The sequence below is a fragment of the Pseudomonas sp. BBP2017 genome, from assembly GCF_003024385.1.
Classification (GTDB): domain Bacteria; phylum Pseudomonadota; class Gammaproteobacteria; order Pseudomonadales; family Pseudomonadaceae; genus Aquipseudomonas.
Map to the genome: position 1 here is coordinate 187442 of NZ_PVZN01000001.1, position 15810 is coordinate 203251.

At 61.4% G+C, this 15810-nt stretch carries 12 protein-coding genes; all 12 read left to right on the forward strand.

Annotated features, from left to right (window positions below; genetic code table 11):
• The first annotated feature begins 518 nt into the window (after positions 1-518).
• Genes C6382_RS00825 through C6382_RS00880 form a run of 12 tightly spaced genes read left to right on the forward strand, consistent with a single transcriptional unit; the run spans position 519 to position 15810 of the window.
• Positions 519-1244, forward strand: coding sequence for a VWA domain-containing protein (locus C6382_RS00825; protein ID WP_256588875.1), 726 nt, complete (start codon positions 519-521; stop codon positions 1242-1244).
• Entirely contained in the window at positions 1244-1513 is a 270-nt protein-coding gene (locus C6382_RS00830) for a WXG100 family type VII secretion target (protein WP_107022671.1), read from the forward strand. Before C6382_RS00825 ends, C6382_RS00830 begins: the two co-directional genes overlap by 1 nt.
• Before the next feature lie 16 nt (positions 1514-1529).
• On the forward strand, positions 1530-2840 hold the full coding sequence (locus C6382_RS00835) for a hypothetical protein (RefSeq protein ID WP_107022672.1): 1311 nt from the start codon (positions 1530-1532) through the stop codon (positions 2838-2840).
• Entirely contained in the window at positions 2837-3172 is a 336-nt protein-coding gene (locus C6382_RS00840; protein ID WP_107022673.1) for a hypothetical protein, read from the forward strand. Before C6382_RS00835 ends, C6382_RS00840 begins: the two co-directional genes overlap by 4 nt.
• A complete protein-coding gene (locus C6382_RS00845) occupies positions 3165-3395 on the forward strand; it encodes a hypothetical protein (RefSeq protein ID WP_146146882.1) in 231 nt (76 codons plus the stop codon). Before C6382_RS00840 ends, C6382_RS00845 begins: the two co-directional genes overlap by 8 nt.
• Positions 3392-6157: an FtsK/SpoIIIE domain-containing protein gene (locus C6382_RS00850; RefSeq protein WP_107022675.1), complete on the forward strand. Its 2766-nt coding sequence runs from the start codon at positions 3392-3394 to the stop codon at positions 6155-6157. Before C6382_RS00845 ends, C6382_RS00850 begins: the two co-directional genes overlap by 4 nt.
• Positions 6154-7938 (forward strand): Card1-like endonuclease domain-containing protein, encoded by a 1785-nt coding sequence (locus tag C6382_RS00855; RefSeq protein WP_107022676.1) that lies wholly within the window; start codon positions 6154-6156, stop codon positions 7936-7938. The genes C6382_RS00850 and C6382_RS00855 overlap by 4 nt, the downstream gene beginning before the upstream one ends.
• A complete protein-coding gene (locus tag C6382_RS00860; protein ID WP_107022677.1) occupies positions 7935-8402 on the forward strand; it encodes a hypothetical protein in 468 nt (155 codons plus the stop codon). Before C6382_RS00855 ends, C6382_RS00860 begins: the two co-directional genes overlap by 4 nt.
• Positions 8399-9115 carry a PP2C family serine/threonine-protein phosphatase gene (locus C6382_RS00865; protein ID WP_107022678.1) on the forward strand — a complete coding sequence of 239 codons (717 nt, stop codon included), beginning with the start codon at positions 8399-8401 and terminating at the stop codon, positions 9113-9115. Before C6382_RS00860 ends, C6382_RS00865 begins: the two co-directional genes overlap by 4 nt.
• Complete coding sequence (locus C6382_RS00870) at positions 9102-10436, forward strand: serine/threonine protein kinase (protein WP_107022679.1); 1335 nt, start codon at positions 9102-9104, stop codon at positions 10434-10436. Before C6382_RS00865 ends, C6382_RS00870 begins: the two co-directional genes overlap by 14 nt.
• Positions 10433-13876 carry a DEAD/DEAH box helicase gene (locus C6382_RS00875; RefSeq protein WP_107022680.1) on the forward strand — a complete coding sequence of 1148 codons (3444 nt, stop codon included), beginning with the start codon at positions 10433-10435 and terminating at the stop codon, positions 13874-13876. Before C6382_RS00870 ends, C6382_RS00875 begins: the two co-directional genes overlap by 4 nt.
• Positions 13870-15810, forward strand: coding sequence for a hypothetical protein (locus C6382_RS00880; RefSeq protein ID WP_178082723.1), 1941 nt, complete (start codon positions 13870-13872; stop codon positions 15808-15810). Before C6382_RS00875 ends, C6382_RS00880 begins: the two co-directional genes overlap by 7 nt.

Genomic DNA, 15810 nt, shown 5'->3' on the forward strand with positions numbered 1-15810 from the left:
TGTCCAGATGTTTTTTGGCTTGCCTGAAAGTCTTTAAATCGCACGTCGCGGCAAGAAATGCTTTCCTCTTAAACTAGGCGGACACCATCTCATCCAGTGGTGATCGCAATATTCTGTGACGCCTTCAGACATGCGAGGTTCACTTTCAGAGCAGCTAAAGCGGGTTGATTTCCCCGGCTAGGGCTCAGGTCTGGAGGCTCGAATCGTGCTTGCTTTCGCCCTGCTGAAAGTGGCACAGTGCCAGCCAGCGATTAGCATAGCCTCATATCTCGCAACCTGAAATCGATATACGACAGTTAAGAACAAGGATGTTTCATGCGTCAGATGATTTCACCTTGCCCAAGCTGTTTCTCCTCCGTCAGCCCCTTTCTCCACGCCTTCCCGACCGCACCGGCTGCTATGCGGCCAAATGTCCTGCGAGTCTTCGAAGTGCTTCCCGCTTTTCCAACGGATTCGTGGCGACAAGCGCGGCCAATACACCGACCTTCTCAATCCATAACTTCCAAGGAGTATCGGACGTGAGCACTCCCTTCGATCCCTCGAAATTCACGGCTCCGAAAGCCAAGCCGTTACCCGTCATTCTGCTGCTCGATGTCAGCGGCAGTATGGGCGGGGAAAAGATCGACAACCTGAATGTCGCGGTGCGCGACATGCTCGACGAGTTCCGTGGCAACGAGACCAGCGAGACCGAAATCTGGGTTTCGATCATCACGTTCGGAGAACAGGTAAAGCTGCATCAGCCCTTGGCCAGCGCCAATGGCGTTCAGTGGCAGCCACTGGCGGCCGGCGGTATGACCCCACTGGGTGTCGCGCTTGAAATGGCCAAGGCAATGATCGAAGACAAGGACGTCGTACCATCGCGCGCTTATCGTCCGACCGTGGTGCTGGTCTCGGACGGACAACCGGACAATGGCTGGAAAGGCGCATTGCGGGAATTCGTCAACGACGGACGTTCCGCGAAATGCGATCGCATGGCCATGGCAATCGGTGCGGACGCCGATAAGACCGTGCTCGGTGCATTCATCGAGGGCACGCAGCACTCACTTTACTACGCAGAGAATGCCCGGCAGCTGAAGGGCTTCTTCAAGTACGTGTCCATGTCGGTGACCATCCGCGCCAGGTCGCAGACGCCAAACACCATACCGCCCGCGAGTTCGATCGATGTCCAACCAGCGACCATCGGGGCCCGACAGGAGCCGATGGAGTCAACGACACCCGAAGCAGACGTCGGAGGCTACTGGTGATGGCACAGGCAATCGGGGATCCGGAAGAGCTGGAACGCTTCGCGCATGCGCTGCGGCAATTCACCGACTCGCTCAACGACAGTGTTGGCGCCCTGGGCGGCGCATTCCAGTCGCTCGGCGATACCTGGCAAGATGAGAAGCGCTCGCAGTTCGAGGAGGAGTTCAACATGCTCGTCCAACAACTCCATCAGTTCAACGCGAACGCGACGGAGCAGGTGCCCTACCTGATCACCCTGGCTTCGCGCCTGCGCGATTACCTTCAAAGCTGAGGACGTCGCAAGCGCAATGGCACTCGTATCCATAGGGCAAGTGGAAAATCTCGAAGACCTCGTGCGCGACCTGCAGACCGTGCATGAGGCCCTGGAGGCATCCTGCCGTGCACAGGTTGCCCTGGCAGAGCACAAGTACGAAGACACTCAAAATGCCTCACAGCACAGCGAGGGCTTGCTGGACGACGCCATGCAGCAGGAAGTGGACGCCAGCCATGCGTCCGAGCACGCCCAGCAGGCCGTGGACACCGCATACGCCAGTCTCGACGCTGCCGAGAGTTCGCTGTCCAGTTGTGTCGCCCAACCGCTCGACGAAGATGGGTCGAGTCCTGATTGCTCCTGGGAACACAACTGCGCTGACCAGGCCAGGGCCGAGGTGGACCAGGCCTGCAACGCGTTGGAGCAGGCAGGGGCCGACCTCGAACGGGCCATGGAGAACCGAATGGCGATGGAACGTCGCCTGGAAATGACCAGGCAGGCGGCCTCGATGGCTGCGCAGGCACTGGCGCAAGCGCATCAGGAGTGCAATGCACGGCTTTTCAGCGTCGGCCAGGCCATCGCTCTGGGTGTTGCACGCCTTTCTGCTGCCCAACAAGCGCTGGAGGCCTACCTCGCGACCCATCCCGTCGCTGCGAACTTCCATTCCTGGCTGAAGTGGGACCCGGTAAAACAGGGTGGCGTCGTCACACCAGATGTACTGCGGGATCGAATGAACCTGTCGGCGGAGCATCGGCAGATGCTCCAGGAGTACCTGTACGAACGAAATCCCGAGTATCGGGCGAAGGTCGACAGGTTCCGCGAGCAATGGGTTGCCGCGAAAGGCGATGTCGAGCGCAACGGGGTCGTGCGTAAGGTCCGCATCGAGCTGTGCGGCGAATTCGGTGAGCAACTGGCTCGCCACGCCCTGGCGCCACTGGGTGGTCGCATCGAGACACAAGGGCGGACGTTCGTTGGCGACAACGGCCGCTACACCAAGACCGACCTGCTGATAACCGACCTGCGTGTCCCAGTCGTACTGGGGCGTGGGCCGGGCATGGGGGCACCGGTGGGCGGCTCGCTGGCGTTGGAGGTGAAATGCGGCAAGGCCCAGTACCTCTTCGCGCAGAAGGACCACATGGTGTTCCAGGCCGAAGGACACAAGCAAGCGGATGCGCAATGCACGCTCTGCTCGCGGGACATCAAGGTCCTTTCGCCCGAGAAAGAAAAAGAATTGCGCGATGCCTTGCGCGAGGCGGGCTCGCCTCTGATAGGCATGCTGCCGAGCAAGAACGAGATAGACCGGTCCTGTCTTGATTTCATCCGCCAGAGCCAGGAGGAACAGCCATGAAAGTGCGATTCGCCATAGTGGAGCCTGCCATCCTTGAACAGGTCCGGGCAGGAGTGGAACAGTTGCAACGCGCGGTCGATACCGGCGACATGGATGACGTGGACGAGGCCACGGCGCACTTGCTGAACTTGACCGCACGCTGCCGTTCGATCGACCTGTCCGAGGAGCGGTGGCAGAGGTTCCTGAGCGAGATCAGGCGCGAGGATACGGACTTCGAATCCCGTTACCTGCTGCCGGGCAAGCGTTGTACGTCGTTGTTTCCAGGCATCTCCACCGATGCGCATATCCTGGAAATCCCCATGGACGATGAGTCGGGAGATGTCGATGTTTGACGATGTCATGGGTCTGATGGCGGCCTGCGCAAACAGGTTCAACACTGGGGTGCGGGATGGATTCGGCATCTCCATCGCCAACGAAGTGCTCTCCCCGATCCAGGAGAACATCGCCTGCCTGCGGAGTTTCAACGAAGACTACCAGCGTCAGGTCACGGCCATCGACGGCATCCTCGAGGAAGCGCAAGACGTCGGAACTTCACGAGGGGAGCGTGATGTATGAAGGGATCGCCCGAGCATCCGGACCAAATCGTCTCCAGGGTCATGCAAGCCATCGCCGACTATCAGGAAGGCCTGGCCCGCATCGACCGTGAGTTCAATGCCGCCGCGAGCAGAAGAGAGCAAACCCTTCAGGGGCTGCGCAAAGACTTGCAAACGCCCCTGGCTGCCTCGACGGAAGAGGCCTTGCGGCGGCTGGCAGATGAAGAACGACAGACGAACGCCAGCCGCGCGCAGCGGACAACGGCCTGGCGATCGGCGTTCGTGCAGCAATGGGAAGGTATCGCCACGGACGCGATGCGTTCGGGTGAGCGGCTTCGCCGCGAACAGCCCGCGTTGACGGATCTGGTCCCTACGACATCATGGGCGGTCACAGAAATGCCTGCGCGTCTGTACCTCGGCTCCCGGCAACTGGGCTTCGAGGACCTCTGCTGTTCGACGCCAAACGCCATCCCCTTCCCGTTCTCCAGCGCCTTGGCGTTTTCCCAAGGCCACACGGGCCACGCTCAGTGGATATCCGGCCTGCTGTTGCGCTTGCTTTCTGCCCTGCCCCCGGCGCAGCTGGAGTTGACGTTCATCGATCCGCTACGACTGGGACAATCAGTCGAGCCGTTCCTGCCCCTGCTCAAGGTCGAGCAACTGGTACCGGCACAACGGGTGCTGACGCGCGCGGACGAGATCGAGACTGCGCTCGGCCGGCTGACGGATGACATCGAGGAACTGCTCCAGCATCGCTTCAATGACGAGTCCGCGAACTGGTCGGCGTACAACGCGAAGAACCCCGACTGCCGTCTTGCGTACAAAGTGCTGGTGCTGTTCGATGCGCCAGAGCAACTGTCCGAAAAAAGTCTGTGGTTCCTCCAGCGATTGTGCGAGAGCGGCCCGCGCTGCGGCGTCCTGCCGATCATCGCGATCAACGAGCACCGCCTGCAGGACCAGCGCTACGAGAAATTCCGCGCAACCGCAGCACAGGCTGTCGCAGCGTTCGACGCCCTGTTCGCGACCTCGTCCGTCGCGCGCAACGGCCTTTCATCGAGCTGCAAGACTGAGCAATGGCCCAGGCAGGAACAGCTAGGCCCCTACCTTTCGGCGCTCGCCGAAGAGTGTGCCCGGCAGGCGCGCTTCAGCCGGTCGATGAAGGATCTCTGGTCCGGTTTCTCCAAGGGCGCCACGACCTGCACAGGCTTCGACATCCCGATCGGCTGGTCAACCGCGGGCGCGCCCGCTTCCTTCGTCCTCGGTGCCACAACATCCGAACACCATGCACTGCTCGCTGGCAAGACCGGGTCAGGCAAGTCGAACCTGCTGCACGTCCTGATCCACTCCCTGTGTCAGCGCTATTCACCGGCGGAAGTCGACCTTTATCTGCTGGATTACAAGGAATCGACGGAATTCAGTGTCTATGCCGACCCGCCCCTTCCCCATGCCCGGCTGGTCGCCACGGAAAGCGATCCCGAATACGGCATCACAGTCCTTCGCCACCTGGTGGGTGAATTGCAGAGGCGCGGGCGCATATTCAAGGAGAACAAGGTCTCTGACTTCGCCAGTTTCCGCGCCAGCACAGGTGAGCAGCTACCCAGAGTCCTCCTGGTCATCGACGAGTTCCAGGTGCTCTTCGCCGGCACACGCTCAGTGGCAGAGGCGGCAGAACAATTCCTGTCGCAACTGTTGAAGCAGGGGCGCTCATTCGGTATTCATGTCCTGCTCGCGACGCAGACTCTCAAGGGCATCAATGCCATGTCCTTGGGGAGCATCATCACCCAGTTGGGCTGCCGCATCGCCCTGGCCTGCGGCCAGGAAGATTCGGCGATGATCCTGGGCGCGAACAACTGGGCCGCGGCGGAGCTGCAGAGCCCGCCCGAGGGCATCATCAACAATGCCAACGGGGCCAGGTCCGGCAACGTCAAGTTCCTGATACCCCTAGCAGACAGCGACACTTGCCGCGAACACATCAGCACACTGGCGCAGCATGCCTCGCGTCAGGGCATGGCGGACAAGACCCGGATCTTCAATGGCGCCCACCTGCCTGAGCCGCCTTGCGCCACTACCTACCAGAACGTCTGTTCAGGGGACGGTGCCCTGCTCCTCGGGCAACAGCTGACGTTCGACGCCGACATGCTCACGGTCCCGCTCATCCAGCGCACGGCCTTCAATGTCCTGTTCAGCGGCTATAACGATGCCATCCACGACGGTTTGCTCAACGCAACGCTGTCCAGCCTGGTGGCATCCAGCCGTTTCGACGAGATCATCTTCTTCAACGCCCGCGGCGTCACCGCGAAAGGCGAATTCACCTCAGGGACGCGCGCGCCCGGCGGTCCCGTGCAAGTGTTCGACGACATCGCGGCACTCCCGTTGCAAGCGATAGCCGATGCCATCGGCAGTCGCCGCGTCGCCTTGATCATCGACGGTCTCGATTCGGAAAGACTGCTGCACCCACCGACCGCATTCAGGCCCCCCAAGCCGGGTGAACCACTCGGCCCTGGCGATCTGCTCAAGCGCATTGCCGAGGATGGCCCGCGTCAGGGGGTGTTCGTATTCGCCTTCGTCGAGCGCTGGCAGCGCTGCGCATCGACCTGCAAGGACCTCCTTTCGTACTTCGAACTGCGCCTGGGGTATTGCATGAGCGAAGATGACGCCGGCTCGCTGGTCTCCACCGGCATCGGCAAGTTCAAAGGTCTCGAAAAGCCCAACCGGGCCGTTCTGGTAAACCGAATGACCAGTGAAACGACCTGGTTCCGCCCCTACGTCGCCAAGAGTTCCCTATGAAGAAGTTTCTACTCACCTGGTATGGCATCACGGACTTTCGCGCGTCGCTGGGATTCGAAAGCACGGAAGGTCCGATCGCCGCAGCGCTGGCGGCAGAGGACTATAGCGAAATCGTCATTCTTGGCTACACGCGAAACGACCTCCAGGATCACGTGTCGACACCCACCTGCGCGGACCTGGCGACACGGCTGGCGGCGATCCATGCTGCCAACCAGCAACAGGATCGCGGCGTTACCAACGATTTCGTCTCCAATTTCGCCAATACGCCTGCCGCCCACGCGCACTTCGCCCGCTGGCTGGAGGCGCAACTGCCACGGTTCGCCAGGCAGGCACGCATTTCGCTGAAGAGCGAAACACTCCGCGAACTGAACGACTCCGAAGGCATCTACGCCTGTGCCATGCGCGCCCTGGATTTTGTCGCCAAGGCCGCCGGCGAGAAACTCGTGACGCTGTACCTGAGCCCTGGCACGCCGGTCATGGCGTTCATGTGGGCACTGGCGGCCCTGGCTCATCCTCACCTGAAGAAACGCCTCATCGTCTCGCCCGTTGTCGGCAAACCGCCGGAAGCCATTGCCCTGCCCGCCGAATGGCTGGAGCGCCACGGTGCCAGCCAGGCCGCGATCGGCAATGCCCACAAAGGGTTCGCCGTGACCTATCACCTCTTCGGCGAGCAACGCATGCCAGCGCTGCTGGGTATCCGCCAGTTCGCCTCCGACCGGCATGTGTTCGTGAACTCCCTGGACTTCCCGGCGACCTGCATGAGCGCGTTCATCCAGGAAGCGGACTTCGACGAACTCCCGGTCAACCCGTGGGATGCCATGGACGTGCAGGAAAGGATCATCGCCCACGCCAGGACCTTGCCGCCTGGCGCGCGTATCGGCATGAACCTTACCGGCGGCACCAAGCTGATGTTCGCCGGCGCGCTCTCCGCAGCCCGCGCACTGGGTGCAGTGCCCTTCTACTTCGACAGCCGCAACCAGCGCGTGACCTATGTCGATAGCCTGCGTCGGGAGACCATCCGGCCCATCGACTCGATCGAAACCTTCCTGCTGCTCAATGGCGATGGGCTGAAAGTGTCGACCGTCGAGCCCCAGGACGAGTTATCGCCGGACCGACGCCGCCTGACCAAGACACTGTGGAAATACCGGAGCAAAGTCGCTGACGCCTACCCCGAATTGTGCAGGTACAACAACGAACACGAAAGAAGCCTGCAAAGAGGTGAGCCACTGATACCGTTTCGCATCGAATGCCACGGGTTCGTATTCGCCTTCACTCGGGAAGCCGAGGCATCGGTTGTCGGCAACGGCCTGAACCTGCACTTCAAGCATTGGGCGGGCTTCGCCAAATACATGTCCGGTGGCTGGTTCGAAGAGTTCGTCTATCTGCAGTGTAAAACCTACGAGGAGCGCGGCGTCATCCGGGACCTGCGAATCAACCTCACCCTGCAACTCAACCAGGACGGTTCATTCCATCGCGACGTGCAACACAACGAGCTCGACGTCACCTTTACCGACGGGCATTCGCTCTACATCGTCGAGTGCAAGGCGGGCAAGGTCACGCAGGAGCAAGTGATGAAACTGCAGAACCTCGTCCGCTTTTATGGTGGGGTCGAAGGTCGCGGCATCGTCGCCTGCTGCTTCCCTCCAAGGTCGGACTCAGTGCGCAAGAAAATCAGCGACGCGAAGCTGGCACTTTGTTGCGGCGGCTCCTTCCTGGAACAGCTCGATAGCTTGATGAGCGGGATCGCCGCACGCGCCAGGCTGGCCAGGGAGCCGGTATGACGCTCTTTCTGGTGTGCGACACCTCCGGCAGTATGAGCGAGGGAGGCAAGCCATTCATCACGAGGACGGTGGTCACGACTATCGCCCAGTGGATGCTTCTGGCGGGTAGAAAGGAACAGATGAGGTTGTGTGCCTGGGGGACCGAAGCGGTCTTCAACGACTGGACCATGACCGACGACTACCCGGAACACATGCTGGTGTGCCGCGGCACCTCCAGTGCGACCGCCCTGACCCGTCTGCTGGGTGATTCACCGAGCAGAAAAATACTGCTGCTGACCGACGGTTTCTGGTCCAGCACCGATGCCCGACACCTGAAACAGTGGCGGTCGCGGCTTCCCGACGACTCGGTACGCGTCATCAAGATCGGTGCGGACGCCAATCCGCAGCTCAAGGGTCCGGACGTTTTCCTTGCCGAGGACCTGTTCGCTGCGCTGGACGAATGGCTGGAAGCGCCCTCGGCATGACGCTGTGGAAGAGCTTCGGTGCCAGCGTTCCAGGCCCCGCGCACCTGGCTGCCGGCCTCCCCAACCAGGACGCATGGGCAGCCTTCCACCGCGACGGGGGAGACGGCATCGTGGTTTCCGACGGCCTCGGTTCGAAGCCGTTTTCCAGTTTCGGCAGCAATGCAGCCTGCCAGGCTGTAGCACAGGCTTTCCGCTCCCGCACCGAAGCCGACCCGGCGCCCCTGCTACAACGCATTACGTCGAACTGGCTGTCTCTCGTCGCACCACTCGAACCCCGTGATTGCGCCGCCACGTGCCTGTTCGCCTTCCGGGCGGGAAACGGCGTAATCCACCTGGGAATGCTGGGCGATGGCCTGGTCGCCGCAATCAGGTCGGATGGTTCGGTGATGTCCCTGGCGGACGACAAGTCGCAAGGTTTTTCCAACATCACGGCAGCACTTTCCCAGCGTGTGTCCGAACGGGACTGGCAGGTCGCCTCGCTGCCGGAGCGGGATTGCCTGGCCATCCTGCTCTGCTCCGACGGCGTGGCGGACGACCTGGAGGACATTCCCGGCTTCGTGACCGGCTTGATCGATGCGCACCGTTCGCTGGCCGCGGTCACCGCCAGCCGGCGTCTTCAAGCGATGCTCGAAAAATGGCCCACCCCAAAGCACAGCGACGACAAGACCATCGCCTGTCTCTGTCGCGAGGAGACTCACCATGGACAAGACTGAAGGAACACCGCCGCTGTGCGACGAATACGGTAATCACCATACGCTTGCCGATGAGCTCGCCAGGGGTGGTCAAGGCGTCGTGTTCCGCACCAAGGACGCGGACCTGGCCATCAAGCAACCGCTCAATCCCCAAGGTGAGCCGGACACCAGCAGCGACCTGCTTCAACGCTTCAAGAATATCCGCCTGCTGCCCCTGCCGCCGCGCGTTCCACTGTCGTTACCGCTGGCCATCCTGCGGGATCAGCCAGGTTACGTGATGCGCCTGCTAAACGACATGACGCCCTTCAGCGTCTTCGATCTCGACGGCAAGACGAAAAAGGTCCTCGAAGAACAGCAGCTCATTCTTCCTGAATGGCTGGCGAAGGTCCCTGACAGGGACTTGGCATTGCATCTCGTCCATTACGCTCGCACGGGCTCGACCCGCCGCCGCTTGTTCGCGCTGTCGGAATGCGCCGCCATCCTCGCCCGCCTGCATTGTGCGGGCATCGTCTATGGCGACATCTCCAGCAACAACGCCTTCATCGGTGCGCAATCGAACGATGTCTGGCTCATCGATGCCGACAACCTGCGATTTGAATTGGCCAGCGGAGGTATCTCGGTCTACACGCCGGCTTACGGTGCACCGGAAGTGGTGCGGGGCATCGATACCGCGCGCCCACGCTCGGATTGCTGGGCATTTGCCGTCATGGCCTTCAAGACCCTTGCACTCTGCCATCCGTTCATCGGCAAGGCAGTGCTCGAGCCCGAGGAAGATGACGGTGGCTGGGACTCCGAGCCAGATGAAGACGGCCAGACCGCCGACCTGGATGAACAGGCGTACGCGGGGTATCTGCCCTTCATCGATGACGCGAAGGATGATTCCAACTCTGGGGTTGGCGGGCTGCCGCGTGCGCTGGTGACTACGCATGGGCTTCGCCGGCTCTTCCAGGAAACATTCGGGGCCGGGCGACTACAGCCGCATCGCCGCCCCACCATGGCGCTCTGGGCGATGGAGCTGAAAAAGGCGTTCGACCGCTCGCTGCACTGCAATGCCTGCACGATGAGCTACCTGTTCGACGAACACAACAACTGCCCTTATTGCGATGCACCCCGTGCGCCGTTTGCCCGCGCCCAGGCATCGCGGGGCGAGATCGTGATTCCCTCCACCACCCGGCATTTCGCCCTGCCGCACCGACTTTTCCATCCTTTTTCATTCGAGCATAACGAGACGCAGGCGTACGAAGTCGACCTTGACTTCGCCGCCAGGACGGCACGTCCTGTCCGAGGCACCCCTGCTTTCCCCGATAGCTTGACCTTCACCTTCGAGGCGGGCGTGCAATGAAGTTCCAGGACATACCAGCCGATATCCTTACCATCCGCGTCCGACCGGTTGGCCACGGCTCGGCAGAGTGGCGCGACCAGGCCGTCTATTCGATCGAGAACGATCTCTCGCGCCCCAATGAGTTCGACCTGCGTCTCAAGGACGCAATGATCGCGGTGCAGACCGTCACATCTATCGATAACCGGCGGCTGAACGCCGAACTCGCCATTGGCCGCGCACTGCTCGCGCAACTGGCCAATCGTGCTGCCGACGGCAGCATGGAACTGCAGATCGCCTTTTTTTCCGGCCCGTGCCTGGAGATGGGTGAACTGGAAATCGGCGTGGACGACTATGCCGAACGAGCAATTGCAGACCTCGAGCGCCGCAGAAACGGTCCTAAGGGTGAACAACTCTACAAGCTGCTGGAGCGCCATTTCTGCTTTCGACAAGGCGACAGCGACTTCTTTTTCCTGACCGCAGGTCCGGCCATCGACGAGATGCTCAAGCCCGACCCCGTCCAGGAAGAGGAAGCAGCAGACGCTAACGACCTGGTGCCGGATCCGGAATCGCAAGCTAGCCAGGACGCAGCGCCCAGCGCCGTACAGCCCGCTCGAAGCCAGCAACCAAACCGCAGCAACTCGTTCTGCATCAGCGGGAATGGATTGCGCTTCGTAGCGACAGAGACGCCGTTACCCCAGGGCAAATCGATTTTCCTCACCACACGCTTGACCAAGGCCCGCAAGCATCCGGACCGTGCACTACGCCTGGTCAAGGGCAAGCTTCACTTCGCAGACTGGAGCCGGACCGGACATATCCGTCTCCTCGCCAAAGCGCAGATGACAGCCTTGACGCAGGACCACGTCAGTTACTTGAGGAAATGGGATGAGTTCGGCGATCTCGAAGGTGAACTGCTGCTGGACAAGGCGCGCCTGGTGGGGGTATTGCACGTCGCCGGCAGCGTCGAGAACAGGGACGGAACCGTGGCCGTACGCGTGACCCAAGCCTCCGAGGCCGCACTCAAGGCCCTGGAAAAGGGCCAGGTCGGCGAACTCCGGTGGGTAGAGGAACTCCCGGACTATCTGCTGGATCCCGCCCTGCGCTTCAAGGATTTCGCCAGCGGCATCGAGCACACGGCGGAACGGGAACCCGCGCCCCCCCAGGAAGAAACACAGGTCAGAAATAGGCATTACGGGGTGAGCGAGTTCGACAAGGCATCGAACACTCTCAAGCTCAAGACTGAAAGGCTGCCGGAAAAGTCGGGCATGCTCATCCTCTCCCTAGCAGGCGAAGTTGCCCAGATCAAGCGCCGCCTGGTGGCGCGCCGGATGATTCTCGAAGGCCGGGCCGCCAATCCCCAGCTCGGCCTGCTGATCGAGGAAAAAGGCGTCATTACCCAGACCCGCAGGCCGTCACCTGTCAAGCCGCTGACGGCGTTCGTCCTGAACAAGGTCTTCAAGAACACGCCCACGCCAAAACAGCTGGATGCCATCAGCTGTGCCTTGGAAACCCCAGACATCGCCCTTATCCAGGGACCTCCCGGAACCGGCAAGACTACGGTCATCGCGGCCATTCTCGAGCGTTTGAACGAAATGGCGGACAAGCGTGGCATCGCCATCAAGGGCCAGGTGCTGCTGACAGGGTTTCAGCACGACGCGGTCGAGAACATGATCGAGCGCCTGTCGCTCAACAGCCTTCCCGTTCCGAAATTCGGCAAGCGCTCCAATGCAGCCACGGATGACGCTAGCCTATTCGAGGAGCGGCTCGATGAGTGGTGTGGGAAGCTCGCCGCCGAATTGCGTGACCGCAACCCGCAGATCGCCGAAATCGAACAGGAAACGGAGATCAGGCACCTGTACCTGCAATACCTCCAGACGCCGACACGGGTACTCGGCGCCCGCCTTGCCTCCCGAATCGCAGCGCTCGGCATTGCGGTCCTGGGCGAGGAGCGGGTACGTCAGGCCGAGAACCTGCAGAAGAAAATGGGCCTGGAAGAAAAGCTCAATGACACCAGCCACCAATGGCTCGACGTTGTGCGTCGCCTTCGTTGCCGGCCGGAAAGCTTTGCTGACGACGGTCCCGAACGCGCCACCGACGCGCTGGCCGATCTCGGCGAGGTGCTGGACAGCGAGGACCTTGCGTTGCTCGACGATGCCAGCCTGTGGCGTAACGAAAATGGCCTTCCGCCGTTCCTGCAGCGGTTGGCGACACTGAAGAGGACGCTGCTCACCCGCTTCAGCGCCCCCCCGGTTTTCCGCATCGAGAAAGCCAACGACGAGATCGTCGTCCTGGCAGACGTAGCAATCGAGCAGATCAAACTCAAGGGACACTCGGGCCGGGACAGGAAGTCCGCCGCGCTGGCGGAGTTTCTCGCCCAGCTCGACAACAATCCGCGCGCCATGCTGGAGGCTGTATCCGACTACAGCTTCGCCTTCGCCGCGACGTGTCAGCAAAGTGTCAACCGCAGGATGCAATTCCAGAAAGGCATCAAGGGGGGCGACACCAACCTGAACCAGCAGCGCCTGGAATACGAGTACGTGATCGTCGACGAAGCCGCTCGCGTCTCGCCACGTGACCTAATGGTGCCGATGGCACAGGGCAGGCGCATCATCCTGGTCGGCGACCACCGCCAGCTGCCGCATATTATCGATGACGAGGTCGCACGCCAGATGGAAGACGGCGAAAACGGCCCGTCGGAAACCGACTGGCTGAAGAAATCGATGTTCCACTACCTGTTCTCGGAACGCCTGAAAACCCTGGAGGAAGGCGACAACATCACTCGCCGGGTCACGCTGGACAGGCAGTACCGCATGCATGAGCTGCTGGGCGACTTCATCAGCCGCAACTTCTACGAGCGCTTCGACCCCTCCGAGAAGTTCGGCTCAGGAAGGCCAGCAGTCAATTTTGCCCACGCCCTCCCCGATACCGGCGGAAAACCCGCCGCGTGGTTGGAGGTACCCGTGGAAAAAGGCAAGCACCGACGCAGTGGGACCAGCTGGATTCGCCCGATCGAGGCCACGGTGATCGCGCACCAACTGCTCGCATGGATGAATTGCGAGGCAGGCAAAGACCTGACTTTCGGGGTGATTTCCTTCTACAAGGCGCAGGCCGAATACATCAGGCAGCAGCTCGGCACGCTCGGCGACAATGACAAGCGACTGCGTATCGGCACGGTTGACTCGTTCCAGGGCATGGAGTTCGACGTGGTGTTCCTATCGACGGTGAGGACCGTGCCGCAGTCGTGGAAACCCGCTACCGATGACCGCGAAAAACAGGCGCAATCACTGTTCGGTCACCTTTGCCTCTACAACCGCCTGAATGTCTCGATGAGCCGCCAGAAGAAACTGCTGGTGGTGGTCGGCGACCCGAGCCTGCTGGATGGCGATCTTGCAGCCGAGTTCATTCCCGGGCTCGTTGATTTCCATAAGCTCTGCCGCGAACAAGGAGTCGTGCTGGAATGTTGAAACTTCTGGATTACGGCACCCCTGATCCCTTCGGGGCAATTGTCGGCCGACGCCGCAATCTGTCCTGGCCCGTCGATGCCTACCGGATCACCCTGCCCAGGCCTGACGAAGACGGCCTGAGCCTCAACCCGTTCGAGCAGGTCATCCTCAGTCTGCTCTCCCTTGGGAGGATGACCTCACAGGCACTGGCCGAGGACACGTGCATTCCGCGCGACCTGGTCGAAAGCATTCTGTTGCGCCTTCGGGACCGAGGGTTGATCGACGATCTCAACAGCGTCCTCGAAGCGTCCGACAGCAACACGGCAAGCGAGGCCAACAACCCGGCATTCGTGACCGCACTGCTGTTTCGCGAACGGGTCAGCGGGCAGGTCCTGCCCTTCATGCAACTGCTGGAGAACCAGCCGTTGTGCAAGCAGGAACAGAAGCAGGCCGCCTACAGGATCCGATCCATCAGTACCGGATCCGCACCGCTCACCCAGCGCGATGTGATCAAGGTGGCGCGAGCGATGCAGCGTAGATCCGCAGTTTTCGGGAAGGGGCAGCAATTGCCCGCACTGCACAAGATCGTGATCATGGAGAAGCCGGAACAGTACTACCTGGACTGCCCTATCGCCATTCAGAGACGCGACGGCGAGTTCCGCATCGCAGACCCCTTCGGCAACGGGTTTTCACTGATACTTGAACGGGCATTCGAACAGTTGCTAGAGCAGGACGAACGTACGGCGGACTGGCTGGGCAAGTGGAAGGCAGCGCTGCGTCAGCCACGCTCGCCATCCCCCGATCAGCGTGCAAAAGAACCCTTCGACACTCCTTCCAACCAGTTGCGCTACCCCAAGCTCCTCAGCAACTTGCGGCTGCTGCCGAACGCCGCATTCCGCTCGATCGCCCAGCTCTATGCCGCCGTGGAGTGGTCGTTGTTCCATGCCTGTGCCAGGCGCCCCTTCGAAGGTGATATTCAGCGCTTGAAATTCACCCCGCAGGCGGAGCACGCACAACTGCTTGGCCTCGCGGCCAGCGAGGTTGGGCTGCTACCACCGGGAGCCGGTTTCAGGCCTGTTCGGGAGGGCAAGCTACGGGACTTCCAGGAGGGAAAGGCAGAGCTGGAAACGCTGCTCGCCCTGAGCATCCTTCGCGCGCAGGACGATGATTCTCATCCTTTGCGACATCTGGCCGCGCGCGATCCCGCACTGATCAGCCACCTGCTCGAAATCAAGAAGGCACGTGACGAGAAGGGGCATGGGAAAGGCAGTGCCGACGCCCCGGAATCGGAGTTGCTGGCAGAACCGCTGGTGCGCGAGATCATCGAGACCATGGTGCCGGAGGTGGCCTTTTCCCGCGAGCCGACCGCCAGCAGCAACCCTGACGCCTATGCGGACGTGTTGCTGGATGCCCGTGCTGGCATCCAGGACGAGTTTGGCTTCGGCGCATTCAATCGCCTCGGGACGAACGTGAAGGAGCGGCTCGTCCATGCGGAACGGGTCTTTCTCTCTTGGCAGGAGGGAGACGATGCCCTGGCGTTCGCCCGCGACCTCTATGCGGCTGTGCAGTCCGTCCTCGAGCTGTCGCTGAACCATTGGCTGCCACCGGACATGGCAGATGCGCTGCTGATCGAGGTAGCGCAAGACAAGGCCATCGCGGCCGGCCTGTGCCATCGACTGCCGTCAAGCCTGCACACCGTGAGGGCTTCGGTTGTACGCCAGACGCTGCAAGGCAGCGGCCAGTCGCTCGGGGCCTGCATGATCGCCTTCCTGCTGATGGCCGACGAGCAGACCCTAAAGTCGATCGCGGCGACCCAACCGACCTTTGTCGACGATGTAGCCGCGCTCATCGCCAGACGCGGGCACGGTAATGAACCACTGCCACTGGCAAGCACGGATGTCGCGAAGCTGCGCGAGGCATCGTACAAAATCATCAAAACACTGATCGAGGTATAG

Coding starts and splice junctions, on each gene's coding strand:
- C6382_RS00830 (WP_107022671.1), top strand. CDS start 1,244: ATGGCACAGGCAATCGGGGATCCGGAAGAGCTGGAACGCTTCGCGCAT.
- C6382_RS00835 (WP_107022672.1), top strand. CDS start 1,530: ATGGCACTCGTATCCATAGGGCAAGTGGAAAATCTCGAAGACCTCGTG.
- C6382_RS00840 (WP_107022673.1), top strand. CDS start 2,837: ATGAAAGTGCGATTCGCCATAGTGGAGCCTGCCATCCTTGAACAGGTC.
- C6382_RS00845 (WP_146146882.1), top strand. CDS start 3,165: ATGTTTGACGATGTCATGGGTCTGATGGCGGCCTGCGCAAACAGGTTC.
- C6382_RS00850 (WP_107022675.1), top strand. CDS start 3,392: ATGAAGGGATCGCCCGAGCATCCGGACCAAATCGTCTCCAGGGTCATG.
- C6382_RS00855 (WP_107022676.1), top strand. CDS start 6,154: ATGAAGAAGTTTCTACTCACCTGGTATGGCATCACGGACTTTCGCGCG.
- C6382_RS00860 (WP_107022677.1), top strand. CDS start 7,935: ATGACGCTCTTTCTGGTGTGCGACACCTCCGGCAGTATGAGCGAGGGA.
- C6382_RS00865 (WP_107022678.1), top strand. CDS start 8,399: ATGACGCTGTGGAAGAGCTTCGGTGCCAGCGTTCCAGGCCCCGCGCAC.
- C6382_RS00870 (WP_107022679.1), top strand. CDS start 9,102: ATGGACAAGACTGAAGGAACACCGCCGCTGTGCGACGAATACGGTAAT.
- C6382_RS00875 (WP_107022680.1), top strand. CDS start 10,433: ATGAAGTTCCAGGACATACCAGCCGATATCCTTACCATCCGCGTCCGA.
- C6382_RS00880 (WP_178082723.1), top strand. CDS start 13,870: ATGTTGAAACTTCTGGATTACGGCACCCCTGATCCCTTCGGGGCAATT.